The 19,470-nt window shown below is 52.3% G+C and carries 20 protein-coding genes and 1 tRNA gene; 14 read left to right on the top strand and 7 right to left on the bottom strand.

Annotated elements, in window-relative coordinates; translation table 11 throughout:
* Positions 1-112: 112 nt before the first annotated feature.
* The 6 genes from CPT76_RS03920 to CPT76_RS03900 form a co-directional block, all read right to left on the bottom strand.
* Entirely contained in the window at positions 113-883 is a 771-nt protein-coding gene (locus CPT76_RS03920) for a DUF817 domain-containing protein (RefSeq protein WP_105442005.1), read from the bottom strand.
* A gap of 22 nt (positions 884-905) precedes the next feature.
* Entirely contained in the window at positions 906-1,130 is a 225-nt protein-coding gene (locus CPT76_RS03915) for a helix-turn-helix domain-containing protein (protein WP_105441995.1), read from the bottom strand.
* A gap of 10 nt (positions 1,131-1,140) precedes the next feature.
* A complete protein-coding gene (locus tag CPT76_RS03910) occupies positions 1,141-1,623 on the bottom strand; it encodes a DUF2975 domain-containing protein (RefSeq protein ID WP_105441994.1) in 483 nt (160 codons plus the stop codon).
* A gap of 173 nt (positions 1,624-1,796) precedes the next feature.
* Positions 1,797-2,279, bottom strand: a complete 483-nt coding sequence (locus CPT76_RS38880) for a YheC/YheD family protein (protein WP_258168068.1) — start codon at positions 2,277-2,279, stop codon at positions 1,797-1,799.
* Positions 2,222-2,554 (bottom strand): YheC/YheD family protein, encoded by a 333-nt coding sequence (locus CPT76_RS38875; protein ID WP_258168067.1) that lies wholly within the window; start codon positions 2,552-2,554, stop codon positions 2,222-2,224. The genes CPT76_RS38880 and CPT76_RS38875 overlap by 58 nt, the downstream gene beginning before the upstream one ends.
* A 240-nt stretch (positions 2,555-2,794) precedes the next feature.
* Positions 2,795-3,175 (bottom strand): carboxymuconolactone decarboxylase family protein, encoded by a 381-nt coding sequence (locus CPT76_RS03900; RefSeq protein WP_105441993.1) that lies wholly within the window; start codon positions 3,173-3,175, stop codon positions 2,795-2,797.
* A gap of 182 nt (positions 3,176-3,357) precedes the next feature.
* On the opposite strand from CPT76_RS03900, the gene CPT76_RS03895 reads away from it, so the two are divergent.
* From CPT76_RS03895 to CPT76_RS03840, 12 genes are all read left to right on the top strand, one after another.
* Positions 3,358-3,759 carry a MerR family transcriptional regulator gene (locus tag CPT76_RS03895; protein ID WP_308737511.1) on the top strand — a complete coding sequence of 134 codons (402 nt, stop codon included), beginning with the start codon at positions 3,358-3,360 and terminating at the stop codon, positions 3,757-3,759.
* 318 nt (positions 3,760-4,077) lie between these two features.
* Positions 4,078-4,890 carry an SDR family oxidoreductase gene (locus CPT76_RS03890; RefSeq protein WP_105441992.1) on the top strand — a complete coding sequence of 271 codons (813 nt, stop codon included), beginning with the start codon at positions 4,078-4,080 and terminating at the stop codon, positions 4,888-4,890.
* Positions 4,891-5,497: 607 nt separating this feature from the next.
* Positions 5,498-6,469, top strand: coding sequence for an ABC transporter permease (locus CPT76_RS03885; protein WP_105441991.1), 972 nt, complete (start codon positions 5,498-5,500; stop codon positions 6,467-6,469).
* A 25-nt stretch (positions 6,470-6,494) separates the two neighbouring features.
* Positions 6,495-7,367 carry a carbohydrate ABC transporter permease gene (locus CPT76_RS03880; protein ID WP_105442004.1) on the top strand — a complete coding sequence of 291 codons (873 nt, stop codon included), beginning with the start codon at positions 6,495-6,497 and terminating at the stop codon, positions 7,365-7,367.
* A 124-nt stretch (positions 7,368-7,491) separates the two neighbouring features.
* Entirely contained in the window at positions 7,492-9,063 is a 1,572-nt protein-coding gene (locus tag CPT76_RS03875) for an extracellular solute-binding protein (protein WP_105441990.1), read from the top strand.
* Positions 9,064-9,169: 106 nt separating this feature from the next.
* Complete coding sequence (locus tag CPT76_RS03870; RefSeq protein ID WP_105441989.1) at positions 9,170-10,210, top strand: response regulator transcription factor; 1,041 nt, start codon at positions 9,170-9,172, stop codon at positions 10,208-10,210.
* 1 nt (position 10,211) lies between these two features.
* Entirely contained in the window at positions 10,212-12,065 is a 1,854-nt protein-coding gene (locus CPT76_RS03865) for a sensor histidine kinase (RefSeq protein ID WP_181152678.1), read from the top strand.
* Complete coding sequence (locus tag CPT76_RS03860) at positions 12,062-12,829, top strand: SDR family NAD(P)-dependent oxidoreductase (protein WP_105441987.1); 768 nt, start codon at positions 12,062-12,064, stop codon at positions 12,827-12,829. Before CPT76_RS03865 ends, CPT76_RS03860 begins: the two co-directional genes overlap by 4 nt.
* Positions 12,830-13,032: 203 nt before the next feature.
* Positions 13,033-15,348: a DUF4962 domain-containing protein gene (locus CPT76_RS03855; RefSeq protein ID WP_105441986.1), complete on the top strand. Its 2,316-nt coding sequence runs from the start codon at positions 13,033-13,035 to the stop codon at positions 15,346-15,348.
* Positions 15,349-15,384: 36 nt separating this feature from the next.
* Positions 15,385-15,702 (top strand): cupin domain-containing protein, encoded by a 318-nt coding sequence (locus CPT76_RS03850; RefSeq protein WP_076175515.1) that lies wholly within the window; start codon positions 15,385-15,387, stop codon positions 15,700-15,702.
* A gap of 361 nt (positions 15,703-16,063) precedes the next feature.
* Positions 16,064-16,573, top strand: coding sequence for a metallophosphoesterase family protein (locus tag CPT76_RS03845; protein ID WP_105441985.1), 510 nt, complete (start codon positions 16,064-16,066; stop codon positions 16,571-16,573).
* 86 nt (positions 16,574-16,659) lie between these two features.
* Complete coding sequence (locus CPT76_RS03840) at positions 16,660-17,151, top strand: hypothetical protein (protein WP_105441984.1); 492 nt, start codon at positions 16,660-16,662, stop codon at positions 17,149-17,151.
* A gap of 204 nt (positions 17,152-17,355) precedes the next feature.
* On the opposite strand, the gene CPT76_RS41860 is transcribed toward CPT76_RS03840, so the two are convergent.
* Entirely contained in the window at positions 17,356-17,607 is a 252-nt protein-coding gene (locus CPT76_RS41860; RefSeq protein WP_219845378.1) for a VOC family protein, read from the bottom strand.
* A 512-nt stretch (positions 17,608-18,119) separates the two neighbouring features.
* Between CPT76_RS41860 and CPT76_RS03830 the strand changes: the two genes are divergently transcribed.
* Both CPT76_RS03830 and CPT76_RS03825 read left to right on the top strand, forming a co-directional pair.
* A tRNA-Pro gene (locus CPT76_RS03830) sits at positions 18,120-18,193 on the top strand.
* Between the two features lie 136 nt (positions 18,194-18,329).
* On the top strand, positions 18,330-19,250 hold the full coding sequence (locus tag CPT76_RS03825) for a tyrosine-type recombinase/integrase (RefSeq protein ID WP_105441983.1): 921 nt from the start codon (positions 18,330-18,332) through the stop codon (positions 19,248-19,250).
* Positions 19,251-19,470 lie beyond the last annotated feature (220 nt).

Raw genomic sequence — 19,470 nt, 5'->3', positions numbered from 1 at the left:
GGGACTATCCGAACAACATACGCTGGAATAATAAAAGCGGCCCATCCGGCCGCCTTTCTTTTTTTATATTCACTTCCGGGCTTGCTATAATCATCGCTTAAATGTCCTCGGTCTACTCCGATGGGATTTTTCCCTTTACCTGCTTTAATGTCGCTACGATCAGAAAACTGACGATTACCAACAAGAGCCATGAACTTACTTTTCCAAGATGAACGAGACTCCAGGCCTCGGCCTGGTTAGGGTATTGCCAGGCGCCAAAGAACGTGGCGATATTTTCTGCGATCCAAATAAAAAATCCGATAAGAACAAAGGACAGGGCAAGCGGCATACGGTAACGCGTTCCGTTCACCTCATATTGAACCCAGGACCGCCAAAAGACAAGGATGACAAGCCCGGACAACCACCAACGGACATCAATCCAGAAATGGTGTATGAAAAAATTCAAGTAGATCGCAGCCGCAAGGGGGACAACGACCGCAAACGGCGGCCAATTCACCAGTTCAACCTTGAGTCTTCTCCACGCCTGGCAAAGATAACTCGCTACGCTGGCATACATGAACCCGCTGTATAAAGGGACTCCGAATATTTTAAAATATCCTTCTCCTGGGTATGACCAAGAGCCCATATGTACCTTGAAAAGTTCAAGAGCCAGCCCGATCAGATGGAACATCGTGATCACCTTGAGTTCGTCCCGTGTTTCGAGTCCGGAGCGAACCATCCACCACTGCATCAGGAGGCAAATGATCAGCAGCCAATCATACCTGGGCAGAAAGGGGAGGGGGATGATTTTCGTCAAAGCCAAGGAGGCAAAAATCACGACCGGGAACAAACAGGATAAAGCCTGCTCCCAACCGAATCGAACGAGCTGCTTGAACGCTCTGATGACCGGTGACTCCATCATTCGGCTATGATCCATCATGTTCTTCATCACTCCGATACTCTAAAATGTCTCCGGGTTGGCAATCCAACGCCTTACAAATCGCCTCTAACGTCGATAATCGAATCGCTTTCGCCTTCCCGTTCTTCAATATAGACAGGTTAGCCATGGTGATTCCTACCCGTTCCGACAGCTCGGTTACGCTCATCTTCCTTTTCGCCAGCATTACATCGATATTGATTACGATAGCCATTGTTTTCACCTCAGACCGTTAAGTCATTTTCCGATTTGATATCGATCGCTTCTTTCAAAAGCCTCTGAAGAACAGCAGCAAAGAAAGCGATCACCATGGATGCAAAAATAATGACTAGTCCGATTAAAATGACACCGGGAGCGTCGTCTGCCTCCGCAATCAGATATAGGAGGGGCAAGCCGGCCACATACAAAATACTGATGGCGACCGCACAGTATTTGATATTCTTTAGCGCTCTTACGGACAACTCCGAGAAGGCTTCATTTCTGTCGATATAAATCAACAGTCTAAAGGATTGATACAGAGCGAGGTAAAAAGGGACTGCCGATGCATACAAGTCAACAAACACGAGATATTTGAGATAGGCATGATCCGGATACAATTCTGCTGCGAAATTCGCGATCCCGGGCACCACAAAGATGCACAAAGCAAGGATCGGCATTCCGATCAGAAACACAGCCACCTTTAAGAAGAGAGTCGACACCCGTTTCATAAAAACACCTCTTAATCATTATTGTTCCTCGAATTTAGCACATCATTTATCGTTTTACAATAAATAATTAATGAATAATATTATCATTTTGTTGTTAGTCGAGTTAAGGATCTCCTCGAACGATTGATGTATAACAAAAAAAGCCATGTTTGCTCATGGCATCTTGCTGGCGGTTATTTGAGCCTCCCATATTGCTTTGCATAAGATAGGGTTCGATGGTATAACTTTTTGTCTTTTAAATGTTTTAGCGGATAAATTTGGGGCCGTGTATTGACCTCCAATATCCACAGCTTCTCCTTGTTGTCCACCGCTACATCCAAACCCAGTTCCTGAAATCCTTTGAGATGGCGGTCAAAATTTTTCGCTACCGAAACTCCTAACTGCTTCAGCGCTTCTTCCGTACTTTGAATGGAGGCCGAATGAAATCCCGCGCCTGTCAGCGTTGGCTGAAATAAACCGAGGCTTCCGCCCTGGTTATAGTTCGTTGCAATCTTTCCAGGACTCCCGATCTTTGCGAAGACGGCCGTACTGATCCACTCTCCTTTTTTCGTTTTCTGCACCATCACGCGAATATCGAACAGCTTTCCGTTCGTTTTAGCTAATTGGATCCCCTTCTGTAACAAATACGGCCTTTTGTTAGAAAAGCGGGAAAGCATATGATATAGCTCGTCAGCTGTTGAAAAGAAGGATTTCTCTTTCTTGAATTGGGTTTGGTATCCATTGTTTTTTTATTGATCCGAATGATGCCCGCCCCGCCGGAACCATGCGTTGGTTTGAAGTAAACGGTTGAATATTTGGAGAGCATGGAGAACAGGTTTTTTCTATCAAAAGGTTCCGTGTGGGGGACATGTTTCCGTAAATCGCCCTGCTCTAATAACCAATTCGTTTTCTTCCATTTATCGCTGATCGAGCTGCTTTTGTACTTAGCCATACATACCACCACCTTCCTGACCTAACATATGAATGTAGAGATGTGCTTGCAACGATATCTGTCTATTGTGGCGATAAGAACGGAAAAAGCTAAAGTTCTATCAGCTAGATAGATTGAACTAAAGTTTTCCATTGAACTTCCTGTTATAACGGCCCAATATGGCCTTATAACATTCATTTCTTTAGTTCATTCTATATAGCAGATCAAAAAAAGGCGGCTCATCCGCCGCCCCTTAGCCCATTATATTAAATGGCGTTCTTTAAAAATCCGTTTTGCCTCGAATACCGCGTTCAGCACCCGGGGAAAGCCGGTGTACGGCGCGCATTGGATGATGGCTTCCACAATTTCGCCTGCGGTCAGCCCGACATTCAGCCCGGCGTTGATGTGCACGTTCAGCTGCGCTTCACATCCCCCTTGCGTCGTCAGGGAAGCGATCGTAATCAGTTCGCGCTGCCTCAGGTCCAGCCCCTCCCGTGAATAAATGTCGCCAAAGGCAAATTCGATGACGTATTTCCCTAGGTCCGGGGCGATATCGCTGAGCGAGTCTATAACACGCTGCCCGCCGTCGCCATCGACTTCCAGCAGCTTTTCCCATCCGCGTTCGTAACGTTCGTTTGTCATTGTTTATGACCTCCTGAAATGATGTTTTAACCGCTTCGTGAGTTATATGCTACAGCTTTGAGCGCGCTCTAAAGCAAGACTTTTTTTGCATGGAACTTTACCATTCCAGGGAAACGCAATGGATTAAAGCAGATCGAAGCAAAGGGCCCGCTGTGCAGGGGATTTAGTGATATAATGCAGCCATGGAGAACCAATACACGATTCAGCAGCTTTCCCAAAAAACCGGTCTGTCTGTGCATACGCTGCGTTACTACGAGCGGATTGGCTTGTTGGAAGGGGTACCCCGGGATGAACACGGCTACCGCCTGTACCGGGAGTCAGATTTGTTATGGGTTGAATTTTTGATGCGGTTAAGGGGAACGGGAATGCCGATCAGCGAGATGAAGCGGTTTTCGGACCTGCGGAGCGAAGGCGATTCCACGATAACGGAAAGGCGGGAAATGCTGAGGCCCACCAGGCGCACATTCATGAGCAAATGCGGGTGCTCCGGGATCATTTGCGAAGTATTGACGATAAAATCGATCATTACAAAGGTATGGAAAAGAAAAAAACCAGGCGGTGCCACCCCAAGTGCCGTCCGGTAAATGAGCAAGAAGAGGCCGCGTTGGCCTCTTTTTGTTGTCTGCACCATATCCTTCATTCCGAGGGAAAACACTAAATCTCATTCCTAGGTAATACGCTAACGGAAGTTCTTAGGCTCCCTTTGCGGCGACTCCCCATTTGCCTCCTAAACCCTTAAATCACCTTTGTCCGTCCCGCATCCGTGCTCGTCTTAGTCTGCTGCGGATACAAACGATATAAATTGTTTTATACAAACTTAACTAAAATGGTTAATATCAGTTTACATAGTTAAATCTACGCGCTATAATCTCCTTGTAAATGAGAAACGAGGAGGAATTGGCATGAAATCGATTTTAATTACGGGTGCTTCATCAGGTATTGGAAAAGCGGCGGCACAGTTTTTTCAGCAGCAGGGGTGGAATGTCATTGCGACGATGCGTTCGCCGGAACAGGAAACCGGACTGCGGTCCTTGGAGCGGGTGCTGGTGACCCGTTTGGATGTGGAGCGGAAGGATACCATCGAGGCGGCGGTAGCAGAGGGGATGGACCGGTTTGGGCGGATCGATGTCCTGCTGAACAACGCGGGTTATGCGGCATTCGGCGCTTTTGAAGCGGCGACGGACGCCCAGGTACGTAAACAGTTTGATGTCAACGTCCATGGTGTGATGCAGACGACCCGGGCGCTTCTTCCTCATTTCCGGAACCAGGGCGGCGGAACGGTGATCAACGTCTCGTCAGCCGGCGGCAGGGTGGCTTTCCCGCTGCTGTCGTTGTATCACGCGAGTAAGTGGGCGGTGGAAGGCTTCTCCGAATCGCTCTACTATGAGCTGGCTGAGCTCAACATCCGGGTGAAGCTTGTGGAGCCGGGCAACGTGGCGACGGATTTTACCGGACGTTCGCTGGATGTGCTGAAGGACGATTCGCTGGAGGCGTACGCAGCCTATACCGGCACCGTTATGAAAAAGCAGCTGGAGAGCTTCGAAACCCAGTCATCCACACCAGGGCACATCGCAAAGACGATCTACGAGGCGGCGGTCGATCCTTCTCCCCGGTTCCGGTATATCGCCGGTCCGGACGCCGAGTTCCTGCTGGATTTGCGCAGCAGGGTGCCGGAGGAGGAATTTATGGCCGGTATTGCTCAGCAGTTCCGGTGATAGGGGGCTCACCCCCGAGCGCTGAAGTATGGGTTTCGTTACGGCTTCTTCGAATCAGCTAGATAACCAAAAGATGCGTGGCGTAAGGAGACACGCCTCTTTTTTTGTTTCCTCCCACAAGCTGGGTATTTGTTAAGGTCACGAGCGAAGGCGTTGTGCTGGTGCGGTAACCGAAGGAGAAAAAATTGGCTAAGCAGCAGTGAGAAGCAGATAGAGGCGTTTTAGCAGCTACCCCAAGAGGCAGCAGTCCCCACCACCTGAACTCCAAAGAGGGAAAGCATATGGGGTGGAAAGTTTACGTGCCGCCTTTGAAGCCGTGTTCCCACCTCCTTATCTCATCAAGGAACACGGCTTCAACAGCGGCTGGAACCCCAAATGCGTCCCTCCCCCGAGCGCTGAAGTATGGGTTTCGTTGCTGCTCCTTCGAATCGACCCAATAATCCCATCACAGATGCGGCATAAGGGCTTCTGTCCTTTTTATCAATCAACGCCCCCAACCTTAAAAAATAACCAGCCCACCCCTGTTCATGCCAAGCATCCCCCACCCCTCGGCCATTACTATGAAAAATAAGCACAGCCATACGACGTGCGTAAAAGGAGGACCGATATGTCGACGATCAAAACGGAAGCGGCCGAGCTGACGCCCTCAAGCGTGGTCCGAAGGCCGGGAAGGGGCGGCGGACTGATCCACCTCATGTGGAAGTACAAGGCGCTGTACGTGATTTCCCTTCCCGGGATCGTGTACTTTCTCATCTTTAAGTACATTCCGCTGGGCGGCTCGATCATCGCGTTTCAGGATTACAACATTTTTAAGGGCTTCACGGGCAGCGAGTGGGTGGGCTTCGCCAACTTTACGATGATGTTCCAGCATTACGACTTTTTGCGGATTTTGAAAAATACGCTGCTCATCGGGCTCTACGACCTGATCATTGCGTTTCCGGCCCCGATCATTCTGGCCCTGCTGCTCAACGAGCTGAGGCTGGTCGTGTTCAAAAGGGTCATCCAAACCGTGGTGTATATGCCGCACTTTCTGTCCTGGGTCGTCATCGCCGGCATGTCCGTGGCCATTTTGTCCCCATCCACGGGCATCTTGAACCAGCTGCTTGGACTGTTCGGCATCGAGCCGGTGTACTTCCTCGGCGACAACGCCTACATCCGCAGCGTACTGGTCGGCTCAGGCATTTGGCGGGACATGGGATATGGTACGATCCTGTACCTGGCCGCCCTGGCGGGAATCAATCCCGACCTGTACGAAGCGGCCCAGATCGACGGGGCGAACCGGTGGAAGCAGACGCTCCGGATCACGCTGCCGGCGCTGCTGCCGACGATCATGATTTTGTTCCTGCTGCACATCGGCAAGTTTCTCGACTTCGGCTTTGAGCGGGTGTGGGTGTTCCTGAACGCGCTCAATATGGAAAACGGGGAGATTCTCGACACGTACATCTACCGCTCCGGCCTCCTGTCGCAGCAGTACAGCTATACGACGGCGGTAGGCTTGTTCAAATCGGTGGTGGGGCTGGTGCTGGTCCTCATCGGCAACCTGCTCAGCAAGAAAACGACGGGCGAAGGCCTGTACTAGAAGGGAGGAACGACGGTTGCACCGAATGATGTCTAAGAGCTATCAACTATTCAACGCGTTCAACATCCTGTTCATGTGCCTGCTCGGGCTCGCCATGTTCCTGCCGTTTCTGAACGTCATTGCCCAGTCCTTCAGTTCGTCGGAAGCGGTCACGTCGGGCAAGGTAACGTTCTGGCCGTTGGACGCCACGACGATTAACTACCGGTACGTGTTCAGTGACGCGTCAATATGGCGCGCGTTCGCGGTATCCGTCTTCATCACGGTGGCCGGAACGTTGATCAATCTGGTGGCGACGGCAACGCTGGCTTACCCGGTGTCCCGCGAGGAGTATGTCGGGCGCAAGCTGATCATGCTGATGGTGCTGATTACGATGATTTTCAGCGCGCCGCTGATTCCGAACTTTTTGCTGATGAAAAATCTGCATCTGATGAATACTCCTTGGGCCATGATTTTGCCCGGCGCGATCAGCGCGTTTAACTTTTTCGTGATGCATTCGTTCTTCAAGCAGCTGCCCGCAGAGGTCATCGATTCCGCCCGCATCGACGGCTGCGGGGAGGTACGTATCCTGATGAAGATGGTGGTGCCGCTCTCCAAGCCGGTGATGGCCTCGCTCGGTATTTTTTACGCGGTAGGACATTGGAACGCCTATATGAACGCACTGTATTACATCGATCAGCCGAAGTGGTGGCCGCTGCAGGTGCTGCTGAAAAAGATGTTCGAGACCGACGATCTCAGCATCGACCCCGGCGCCTCGCAGTTCAGCGAGCTGGCGTTTACCTCCCCGGAGGGAATCAAGATGGCGACCATTGTCATCGCGACGCTGCCGATCATTTTGCTGTATCCGTTCCTGCAGAAGCATTTTGTGAAAGGGCTTACACTCGGTGCGGTCAAATCTTAAAAATGAACTACCCGAACTGAAGTTGTCACCTCACGGTCGGGTAAACGTTAACGATACAATCAACTTGCCAAATCCAACAAAGAGCATACACAAGAGCAATCAAAGCGGGGAAAGAGGGGATACGATGAAAAAATGGGTAAGCCTGATGCTGGCCACCGTAGTGACGGCATCTCTGCTCGCCGGGTGCGGCGGCAAGGACAATGATTCATCCGTCAGCGGCAAGGATGCGGGGACGAGCACGGAGGATAACGGGGTCACCAAGTTTTCGATTTCGCTGCGGACGTTGAATTTCGGCCATGTGGAAAAATCGCCGGACATCAACGCGGATAAGTGGGTGAAGAAGCTGGAGGAGCTGACGAACACCGACATGGACATCCGCTTGGTTCCGCACAGCGAATACGACCAGAAGATGGCGCAAATGTTTGCCACGGGCGACATTCCGGACGTGGTACAGGGCCAGGGCGGGGTAACCGGGAAAGAGATGGCGGGGTCGGTGGAGGCGGGGGTCTTTATGCCGCTGGACGACCTGCTGCAAAAATACGGGCAGAACCTGCTGCAAAAAATCCCGAAAGAAGCCTGGAATCGCATGACCTATGAAGGTAAAATCTATGGTATTCCGGAGTGGCTCGGCAACCCTTCCCGCCGCGCGACCTGGATCCGCAAGGATCTGCTGGACAAAGCAGGCCTGCCGGTGCCGAAGACGATCGACGATTTTATGGAAGTGCTGCGCGCTTTTAAAAAGATGGGCGTCGAAAATCCTTACATGGGCCGTCAGGACTTCAAATATGCGGATACGGTCTTCGGAGCGTACGATGTTTTCCCGTATTTAAGCCAGTTTGAGGAAGTGGACGGCCAGGTGCAGCCCAAATTTTTCGATGCAGACAATATGATGAAAGCGCTGTCCACCTACAAAACGATGTATGACGAAGGGCTGATCAACAAGGAATTTGCCACGATCAACCCAACGACGTTCAAGAACACGATCCTGTCCGGAAAAGCCGGCATCTGGTCGATGAACGCCAACGAGCTGCTCCAATGGCAGACCCAGCTGCAGGATACGGTTCCGGACGCGAAGCTCGAGGTGATCCCCTCCCCGACAGGACCGGACGGCAAGGGCGGATATTATTTGTATGGTGACGTAAACCGTTCTTATTTCATTAATGCCAAATACGAACATCCGGAGAAAATCATCCAATTCCTCGACTGGATGGTATCGGATGAAGCCGAGAAGTTTTTTACCTTCGGTGTCGAAGGCGAAACGTACACGATGGACGGGGACAAAATCAACTACAAGCAGCCGGCCGACTCCAAAGCGGTTGACGAGGAGCGCTACCGCCAATCCTTCCTGTGGCTCGTGCAGGACACGACGTACAACAAGGGTTCGCTCAGCCTGACGGAAGACGGGCGCAAGCTGATGGGCGTGTTCGATAACATTCTGGCGAACGAAGGCCGTGACGGCATCGAATTCGACCCCAGATTGGAAGCGCTTAAAAAGAACCCGGACATCACCCCGCTTTCAGATACGCCGCCGCCTGTGCTCGTGACCCACATGGTCAAAATGGTCTACGGCCAGGAGCCGATCGAAAATTGGCCGAAGGTGATCGAGGAATGGAAGTCCAAGGGAGGCAGCGCCGTACTGAAAGAAGCCAATGAACGCTACCAGAAAAAAGAGGGCATCTTCCTGCCGCGGAAGTAGGAATTGGCGGTTGTTCACCTGCTAGAGATATTGGGGCGGCGACCCGCACCGGTTCCCGCCGCCCAGAAATGAATCCTGAATACGAAATCGAAAGGAGCTCTTGAGGATGTATCGGATTTTACTCGTTGACGATGAACCTATGATTCTGAAAGGACTAAGCGTATTCATTCAGCAGTCCGGGATCCGGATTTCATCCATCCGGCTCGCCGCCAACGGGCGCGAGGCGCTGCAGGCGATCGGGGAGGAGCTCCCCGATTTCGTGTTTACGGATATCCGGATGCCGGTCATGGACGGCCTGGCCCTGTGCGAGGCCATCGCCAAGCAGGAGTACCCGGTGCAGACGGTGGTTGTATCCGGTTATGGCGATTTCTCCTATGCCCAGGCCTGTATGGCCTTCGGCGTCAGGGAATATCTGCTGAAGCCGGTGGCCAAACGGGAGCTTGCAGATACGCTGCGGCGCCTGGTGCAGCGTGCCGAGAAGCAGAAGCCGGCCTCCGCCTACCTTTCCGTCGCCAAAATGGATGCGTGGCTGGAGCGGTTTGACCAGGCTATCTACTATATGAACCGCAGCCAGGTTCAGGAGCTGCTGGAGGAGTGGCGGCAGGAGACTTCCGCTTTTCAGCTTCAGGAGCGGCAAAAGGCCGAAATGCTGGAGGAATTTCACGGCCTGCTCGTTAAGAAGCTGAGAGCCAGGGAGATGAACATCGAACTGGACGACAGCCTGGAGCTCAGCCCGGACTCCACCGGGGAGGAGGCCTTCGGACGGTTCGCCGAGCGGATCGGCCAGACGCTGGACCGCCTGTACCGGAAGCGGAAAGGGAAATGGAAAGACCCGATCGAGGAAGCCAAGCATTACATCGAGCGCAATTTGGCCAGCGAGGTGTCGCTGGAGGAAGTGGCGGATCAGCTGGGGCTTCATCCGAACTACTTCAGCGTCATGTTCAAGCAGGCGACGGGAGAGACCTTCGTCCAGTACCGCACGAAGCGGCGCATGGAATACGCCAAGCGGATGCTCGGCGAGGAATCGCACCGGATCACCGACATTTCATATGCGGTTGGATATGCCGACCATTCCAACTTCACGAAAACCTTCAAGAAATACGAAGGCATCTCGCCTTCGGAATACCGGCAGCGGCTGGGGATCTGACATGTTCCGCAGAAGCATCTCCCACCGCATATTCGGCTACTTCATGGTACTCATCGTCATTTCCTTATCGGTGGTCGGCACCATCACTTACGTGCAGTCGTCCAAACTTCTGGACCGCCAGCTGGAACGCTACCTGTCCCAAATGATCACCCACGCGGCCTATCATACGGACTTGTACCTCCAGACGTTCGACAATGCCAGCAAAATCATCCTGTCCGACCCGGACGTTCTAAAGTTCATGGAGATGGATCCGGACAACAGTTTCCAGTATTACGAGCTGTCGCGGCGGATTCAGAGCAAGGTGTTTGATTCGGCCTTTATCATTTATCCGCAGATCGAACTGATTTACGTCATTAATCAGGACGGCAAGGCGATCACGACGAAGGACATCATCCAGGATGAGGTCAAGGATTATAAATCGTATTATCGTTTAATCGAGCAAAATATTCCGAAGGACGGCCTCGGCGCAATCATCAACTCGGCAGCGGTGGATCCGGGGGAAGAGCAGTACATTACGTTCATCCGCCGCGTGCGCGGGCTTCTGTCGCACCAGCCGCGGGGCATCCTCGGCATGAAGCTTAACACCAGGGAGATATCCAAGCTGTGGGGACAAATGGACCTGGGGGACAAAGGCTACTCCTTCATTGTGGATAGCAAGGGCAATTTCGTCGATAAGCCGGAGGACGCCGTCATCCAGGAGTTCATGGACGATGAGGTCAAGAAGAACCTGCTCAGCGGGCAGGGCACCTTCACGGCCGTCGTCAACGGGGAAAAGCGGATGTATGTGTCGCAGCGGCTCAGCGCCGCCGACTGGCAGATGGTCATTTCGGTCCCGGTGAAGGAGCTTCGTAAACCGATCATGAACATCCGCTATACGACGGTCATTGCCGGCTTCATCACGTTAATTGTCGCGATGTGGATTGCGGGCCGGTTCGGCCGGTCTCTCGTGCAGCCGCTCAAGAAGCTCGTCCGCAATATGCGCATGATGGAAAAAGGCGAGTGGAAGACGATTGAGGGTGAGGAGCAGCGCCAGGATGAGTTCGGGTTCCTGATCTCGAGCTACAACCTGATGCTGACGCGGCTGTCGGAGATGATCGAGCGCGTGTACGAGGCGGAAATCCGCTCGCACAAGACGGAGCTGAATCTGCAGAAAATCGCGCTGGAGCAGCATAAGGCCGAATTCCAGGCGCTGCAGCTGCAGATCAATCCGCATTTTCTGTACAACACGCTCGAGACCATCAAATGCTACGCCGTCGTCCAGGATTCTGAAGAAATCATGGAAATGGTCGAAGCGATGGCGGCCATGCTGAGGTATGCGATTCAGACGAACCTGTCGGAGATTACGGTCGTCGATGAGCTGAAGCATGTGCTGAATTACATGACCATCCTGCAGTACCGGACCCAGCGGCAGTTTGAGCTGGACGTTGATGTTCCTCCAGATCTGCTGCTGCACAAGATGGTTCGGCTGACGCTGCAGCCGCTGATCGAAAACATGTTCCAGCATGCGTTCCCCGATGGGATTCAGGATCATCACCGGATACGGATCGGCGCGGAGGTCCGCGAAGGAGGGTTCCGGCTGACCGTGCAGGATAACGGCGCCGGCATGACGGAGGAGAAGCTTCATTCGCTGCGCCAAAAGCTGGAGCTGAACCGGCTCGCGGAGTCCGATTCGGGCTCCCTGTACCACAAAGGCGGGTTGGGCCTCATGAACGTGCACCGGCGGATTCAGATGGTCTATGGAGAAGCCTACGGATTGACGATTGACAGCGCTTTGCATCACGGAACGACGATTCGGATGTCGCTGCCGTTCGACGGCAGCATCACTTGCATGTATGAGGAGGAGAACGTGGGATGAAGATCGATTTACAGGGGAGAATGGCGCTGGTGACCGGCGCCAGCTCAGGCATCGGCCGGGAAGCGGCCAGATCGCTCGCGGCCGCGGGAGCCGCGGTGGCGGTTCATTATAACCGGGGCCGGGAGGAGGCGGAAGCCCTAGCGGCGGAAATCGCCGCGTCGGGCGGCAGGGCTGCCGTTGTCCAGGCCGACGTCACCCGCGCCCCGGAACTGACAGCGATGATGGACGCGGTAGAGCGGGAGCTGGGCAGCCCGGTGGACATTTTGGTGAATAATGCGGGCCACCTGGTGAAGCGGGTACCGAATGCCGAAATGACCGAGGCGCATTATACGCACGTCATGGATGTCAATTTCAAATCCTGCGTATTTTTGAGCAAGCTGGTCATTCCGGGCATGGCAGCTCGAGGCGGCGGGTCCATCATCAACATGACTTCGGTCGCCGCCCATGACGGCGGCGGTCCGGGGGCATCGGTGTATGCGGCCAGCAAGGCGGCGGTCATTTCCTTCTCCAAGGGACTGGCCAAGGAAACTGCGCCGCAGGGCATCCGGGTCAACTGCGTTTCGCCGGGCTTTATCGGCCGGACGGCCTTTCATGCGACCTTCACCTCGGATGAGGGACGGGCCGCCACGGTGTCCAAAATCCCGCTCGGGCGGGAAGGAACGCCGCAGGATGTTGCCGATACGGTGCTGTATCTGGCTTCGGACCTGTCCCGCTATCTTACGGGCGAGACCATTGAAGTGAACGGCGGCTTGTTCATGCGGTAAGGGTTTCGACTAAAGGCAGTAACGGCCAAAGGACATTGCCCTGGAAATATTTTGAATGGAAATGGACAGCTGAGCTGAAATGATACTAAAGATGAACAACAGACGACGGACAAGGAACGTGATATAGGGGCACAGTGAGATAAGGATCAGGATCAGGACTAAAAGCTTACTACAGCGTCACCCAAACTGGAGGGATACGGACAATGGCAACGGCAAACGGATTGTATCAGCCGCAAAGCGGCGATTTAACGGTGCAGTATGCGCCTTCGGGGCAAACGGAGCTGATCGAGAACCCGCCGAGGTTTACCTGGATCCCGGCGAAGCTGGAAGATGACCGGTACGTGCTGGAGGTGTCGTCAGTGCCGGATTTTACCGGGGATACGACCCGAACCTACGGGCCGGTCCCCTACAATTTCTTTACGCCTTCCGAGGCCTTGGGGCCGGGAACGTATTATTGGCGGTACGCGCTGCTCGAAGGGGAAGGGCCGGAGGCACAGCAGTCCGAATGGAGCACCGTAAGAGAATTTCAGGTGCCGGAGGGACTGCCGGAGACGGGGCTTCCATCACGGAGCGAGCGCTACAGCCGCGTACGCACCGGTCATCCCCGGCTGTGGCTGCAGCCGGATGAGCTGGAAGCGTACCGCGGCACAGTAAGGGAGGATGCGGCTAGCAGCGGATGGAAGGCCTTCTTCGAGCAATCTGTCAAGTCTTGGCTGACCCGGGAGCTGATAGAGGAGCCGCAGCCCTATCCGGACAACCGCCGGACGGCGGCGCTGTGGCGCGGAAGCTATTTGGCCTGCCAGGAGGTACTGTACGCCATCCGGCATTTGAGCGTTGCCGGTGCCGTGCTGCAGGACGCCGAGCTGCTCGCGAAGGCGAAAGCCTGGCTGCTGCACGCCGCGTCCTGGGACCCGGACGGCCCGACCAGCCGTGACTATAACGACGAAGCGGCATTTCGGATCGCCACGGCGCTGGCCTGGGGTTACGACTGGCTCGACGGCGAGCTGACGGAGGATGAGCGGGAAGCGGTGCGGGAGCCGCTGCTCGCCCGGACCCGGCAGGTGGCGTACCATGTGGTCCAGCGCTCGAAGATCCATCATGTCCCTTATGACAGCCATGCTGTCCGCTCCTTATCCTCGGTGCTCGTGCCCTGCTGCATTGCACTGTTCGACGAGGCGCCGGAGGCCAGGGAATGGCTGGACTACACGGTGGAGTACTATTACACACTGTTCTCTCCATGGGGAGGTAAGGACGGCGGCTGGGCCGAAGGGCCCCACTACTGGACGACGGGCATGGCTTACCTGACGGAAGGCCTGAACCTGCTCAAAAACTTTTCGGAGCTCGACGTGTTCCGGCGACCTTTTTTTCAGCGTACAGGCGATTTTCCCCTCTACTGCTACAGTCCCACCACGTCGACGCGCACGGCCTTTGGCGACAACTCGACGCTCGGGGACGACATCATCAAAAAGGTCGGCTACAACATGCGCGAGTTTGCCGGCGTGACCGGAAACGGATGGTACCAATGGTACTTCGACCAGCTGAAGGACGCGAATCCGGAGGCCGACCGCATGTTTTACAACTACGGCTGGTGGGATTTTGCCTTCGATGACCTCGTGTACCGGCACAATTATCCGCAGGTTGAAGCGGTAGAGCCTTCCGGCATCGAGCCCGTCAAATGGTTCCGCGACATCGGCTGGGTGGCGATGCATCACCGCCTGCACGATCCTGCGGAGCAGATTTCCCTCATCGCGAAGAGCAGCCGGTACGGCTCGGTCAGCCACAGCCACGGCGATCAGGGCGCGTTCCTGCTGCACGCTTACGGGGAGCCCCTGGCCATTGAGAGCGGGTATTATGTCGCGTTTAACAGCTCGATGCATTTGAACTGGCGCAGGCAGACCAAGTCCAAAAACGCCGTCCTCATCGACGGGCAGGGGCAGTTCGCCGGCATGAACAAGGCGCTGAACCTGGCGGCCAAAGGGGAGGTCGAGGACGCCTGGCATGACAAGGGCGTATCCTACACCCGATTGAATCCAACCTCTGCTTACCGGGAGCATGTACCGTATTTGATGCAGTATAAGCGCGAGATTTATTTTGTGCAGAACAGCTACTTCGTCATCGTCGATTCAATCGACCTGGAGCAGCCGGGACGGGTGCAGTGGCTCTTCCACACGCTGTACGAGATGGATCTGAAGGGACAGTCCTTCCACGTGAACGGCAAGAAAGCTCTGATGGAAGGGCGCTTCATCTTCAGCACGTCCGGAGAGCTTGCGCTGTCGCAGACGAGCGGATTCGAGGGCGTGGATCCAGAGGAAATCGCCGGGCTAGATACTCACTGGCATCTGTCGGCGGAGACGAAGACTGCGTCCTCGCATCGGATCGCCACGCTGCTCGTGCCAAAGCGGCTGGATGAGGGCGGCAAATACATTTCTTATTTTATGGACGATCAAGGATTCAGTTATAATTTGTATTTGACGGACAACGGGCAAACGCAGAAGATCGAAATCGCGAAGGCGTTTTAGTTTATGAATTGACAAGCATAAGGAGGCGGAACAAGCGTGAGCAATATCGGAGTTTGGGAGGACGCGGAGCCCGGCGTAAAACGCAAAATTTTGCAGCCGGGGGCGTCGCTGATGATGATGGAAGTACATTTTGAAGCCGGTGCGGAAGGATATGAGCATGCCCACCCGCATGAGCAGATGTCCTACTGCCTGCGGGGGCGCGTTGAGTTCACGATCGAAGGCAAGAAGACGGTCATCGCGCAGGGCGAGCACATCGTCATTCCGATGGGAGCCAGGCATGGGGCGAAGGCGCTGGAAGCCAGCGCATTGCTGGACTGCTTCACGCCGCTGCGTGCCGACTTGATCAAGTATTGATTGGCGGCAGGGCGGTCGCTGCTTCAGGTTCGTTTGGACGAAGTTAAGCGTGGCCAAGTTAGTACCATGAAGAAGTACCGTGACTGTACCATGACTGCCTTCACAAAGGCTGTTCCTAGACTGCCTCTCGGCACCTTTTGGACGTTGAACTGTCCAGATGGAAGCCGCAGGGCGGTCTTTTTTGTGCGGGACCACAGACAGTGGCGTTGCTATAATAGTTGGACTAGGGAAAATAGCTGCACAAGTGTACTTATGATGATCAGTCAGGCAGGGTATAGATGGAGTAACTGGAAAAATGGCAATTTTCATGTGAAATGTGATCTGCGGAAAAGAGATCAGATTGAGAAAAGGAGGAACGACCATGATTATCGGTGTTGTTTCGGATACGCACTTAAGAGAAGGGCGAGTACAACTCCCCGCAAAGCTGACGGAAGCGTTCCGGGAGGTTGACCATATTCTTCATTTGGGTGATTGGATGACCCTGGAGGTGTACGATCAGCTGTCGATATTAGCTCCTGTGGACGGCATCGCCGGAAATAATGACGGGTACGAGATCATTGAGCGTTTTGGCGAAAAAAAGATACTCTCCTTTGAAGGGGTACAGATCGGGCTTGTTCACGGACATGAGCCTTATTCATCAAGAATAACCACTCCGCAGAAGGCCAGGAAGGCCTTTGAGGGCGAGCCGGTTTCCTGCATCCTGTTCGGCCATTCCCACCAGCCTTACCTGGAGATGGACGACGGCGTGCTGATGTTTAATCCCGGTTCTCCTACGGACAAGCGCAGGGAGAAGCTGTATTCGTTTGGACTGCTTGAAATCAAAGGTGGCCAAGTCTCCCCACGGCATGTGTTTTATGAGGATAAAGGATAGGGATGCCCCGCAATGTTCAGAATTGGTATAGAATCAAGCGGTATACTCATTGAAGCGTTGTACGAAGAGGGAGGTTATGTGTAATCATGAAAATCATTAGTCATTTTCAGGACGCAGCGCAAACCAGACACCGGGGAGTCGAACCCTATTCGCTTCAGGAAGTTCGGCTCACACCCGATATGAACATCGAATACACCCGGGGTTTTTACGTTCATCACAACGGCGACTTGATTGGGATCGTGGCGACGGCGGAAGGACCGGTTTTCTTTCACAACCAGGACAAATATCTTCTTCAGGAGGGCTGCTACTCCTTTTTACTGCAGAAAAAAAATACGGAGAACATTTTCTTTTTCGAATGGCAGGGGGCTTGTGCGTTAAAAATCTCGTATACGCCCGTTCTGATCAACCATGGCGGAAGATGGGTCGACGACCCGGTGTGGGATTTTTTCAGCTGGCTGACGAAGGCGGTAAGGAAAAAACGGTTCGCCGGATACTATACCGTGAAGGAAATTTCCTCGCTGCTGGGCAATCGGGAAAAGGCTGAACTAGGGCAGGCATCGGCTCAAATGCGTGCATAAGAAATGATGACATTCTTTCCCAAATAACGCGGGTCAAACCTTGAAATAGCATACGTCTCTTTAAGAACCGCCTGCTGCGGTTCTTTGCTGTGGCTCATAACGAAGATTTGCGGGCAGCCTTCACGTTATCGGTTGGCGGCAGTATATTATAGAAAATTACCAATCCCGTAAAACGGTATGCGAGCAGCTTTAGCCATGTTTGCGCTAGTACTTCTTTTCACTGTGCTGAACTACACAAAATAGGTTGCCATCCGGATCTTCAAGAACAACATAATCAGCATGGCTGGGATATCGCCAAGGGTAGCGGCTTGCTCCCAATGTCAATAATCGTTCAACCTCTTCATGCTGGTTATCAGTATAGAGGTCAAGGTGAAACCAACTTCTTCTCTCTGCCGGCTTTTCCCGCGCTTGGAAGGATAAATTGGGTCCGCCTCCTTTAGGATCACATAGTACTATTCAGTCGTCGGTCCCGGGTTCCCGGGGCACATAACCGAGTGCGGATTTCCAAAATGCCACCATCCGATCAAATTCATAACAATTAATGACGATCGACCCTATCTTCATGGCCCTAACCCATCCTTTACTAGAGTAATGTCATGAGCTTCAGCTAAACTGCTTCTTCACGCGGCGAAATCGGTCAGACCAACCGCCTCATAGCGGAATTTTCGTTAATGCGCGCCAGCAGCCCGGCACCGATTGCCTGATGCCCTCGACGATCAGTATACGGAACCATTCTTATATTTTCAATCTGAATCAGCTTCCCCTTAATCCCCTTTGATTTTCGTAAAATAATCGTTAAGAATCCCCAGGTATGCCCGCCTAAAGTATTGCGGGTGTGCGCGCGAATACGCTATAATAGCGTTAAATACGGTTATGGAAAATGCAACCATTTCCATGGACTAAGCACATTGAACGTTTGAAGCCGCGTCGTTATGCGGTTGATTTACCGCTTTATGCGGTTCGTGTATCGGGGTATGGCGCAGTATGGTAGCGCGCACCCTTGGGGTGGGTGAGGCCGTGGGTTCGAATCCCGCTACTCCGATATTTCCCTTATGTATCAAGCTGTTTGTCGAATTTGTTCCTTTTAAAAAAGGTAGTAGTCGTATTCAAAAACGATTCTGATGTTATAGACCACTTCCCACTTCTGTACCTATTACAAAGTGAAGGAAGTGGTTTTTGTGTTGCTAAAATTTGCAATTAAGGACTTTATGGAGGACAGGGAGTTAAAGAACATTTCCAAATTTACCGAAGATCGTTACTCAAGGGTATTAAACGAGTTACAGGCATTTTTGTCGGTAGAAGAGATTCAAAACGTTGAGGAAGTAACAACAAATATTATCAAAAAGTATTTATTGTATTGTCAAAATGAGAAACAGAACAATCCTACAACCAAAAATACTAAACTAAGAGTAATCAAATCATTTTTCAATTATATGGTTGAGTCAGGATATATTGATGAAAAGAGGAATCCATGTAAGAAGGTAAGTTACGCTCGAGAGGACATTCAGATAGAAGTGTTTCAGGACTATCATATTAAACAAATGCTTAATTATTATCGCAAGCTAAAAGACCGTACTAAATCTTATTATGCTTACCGAGATCATACAATGATACTGTTTCTATTGTCTTCTGGTTTGCGGTGTGGTGAACTAAGCAACTTGAAATGGCGTGATGTTGACCTAGTAAATCAAACAGCTACCGTGTTCGGAAAGAAGCGGGAGCAGTCGTCTATTCCCCTTGTGGAGAAGATAGTAAAGGAATTGTCTGAGTTTAAAATGTATTGTGACAAACACTTTAAAGATGAGCCAGAGTTTGTGTTTCCAACTCAAGCCAATAGACAGATGACACCAAATGCCATTAAGTGTGTATTCAAAAGACTACAAAAAGATTTAGGTTTCAAAGATGTCCGGCTCAGTAGTCATACATTTCGCCACACCATGGCGCATCGAATGATTATGAACGGTGCTGACGTTTTTACATTACAGAGGATGTTGAGGCATACTGACCTTAACATGAGCAAAAGATATATCGCCCTCTGGGGGACTGCTTTGAAAGAGCAGAATGACAAATATAATCCACTAAATCATTTGGATATCTAAAAATAAACTATGCTTCTTTATTTCTGTTTCAAAAAAATAATACCCAGAGTTGATTCTTTCTACGTCTGGGGTAATATCGTCTTTTCAATCTGTCTTATTAAAATGTTGCCCTCAAGGGGATTTTTTTCTATTCCCGCACCTATACTATTCGATAAATATTTACTGATCGGGCCGTCGATTAGCCGAATCTTTTATACGTTCATCAGGTAGATGAGTTTTC

Origin of the sequence: Paenibacillus sp. AR247, from assembly GCF_002968895.1 — a bacterium.
Taxonomy (GTDB): domain Bacteria; phylum Bacillota; class Bacilli; order Paenibacillales; family Paenibacillaceae; genus Paenibacillus_AQ; species Paenibacillus_AQ favisporus.
Note: the sequence above shows the minus strand (reverse complement) of the source record. Positions and strands in the feature narration are given on the sequence as shown.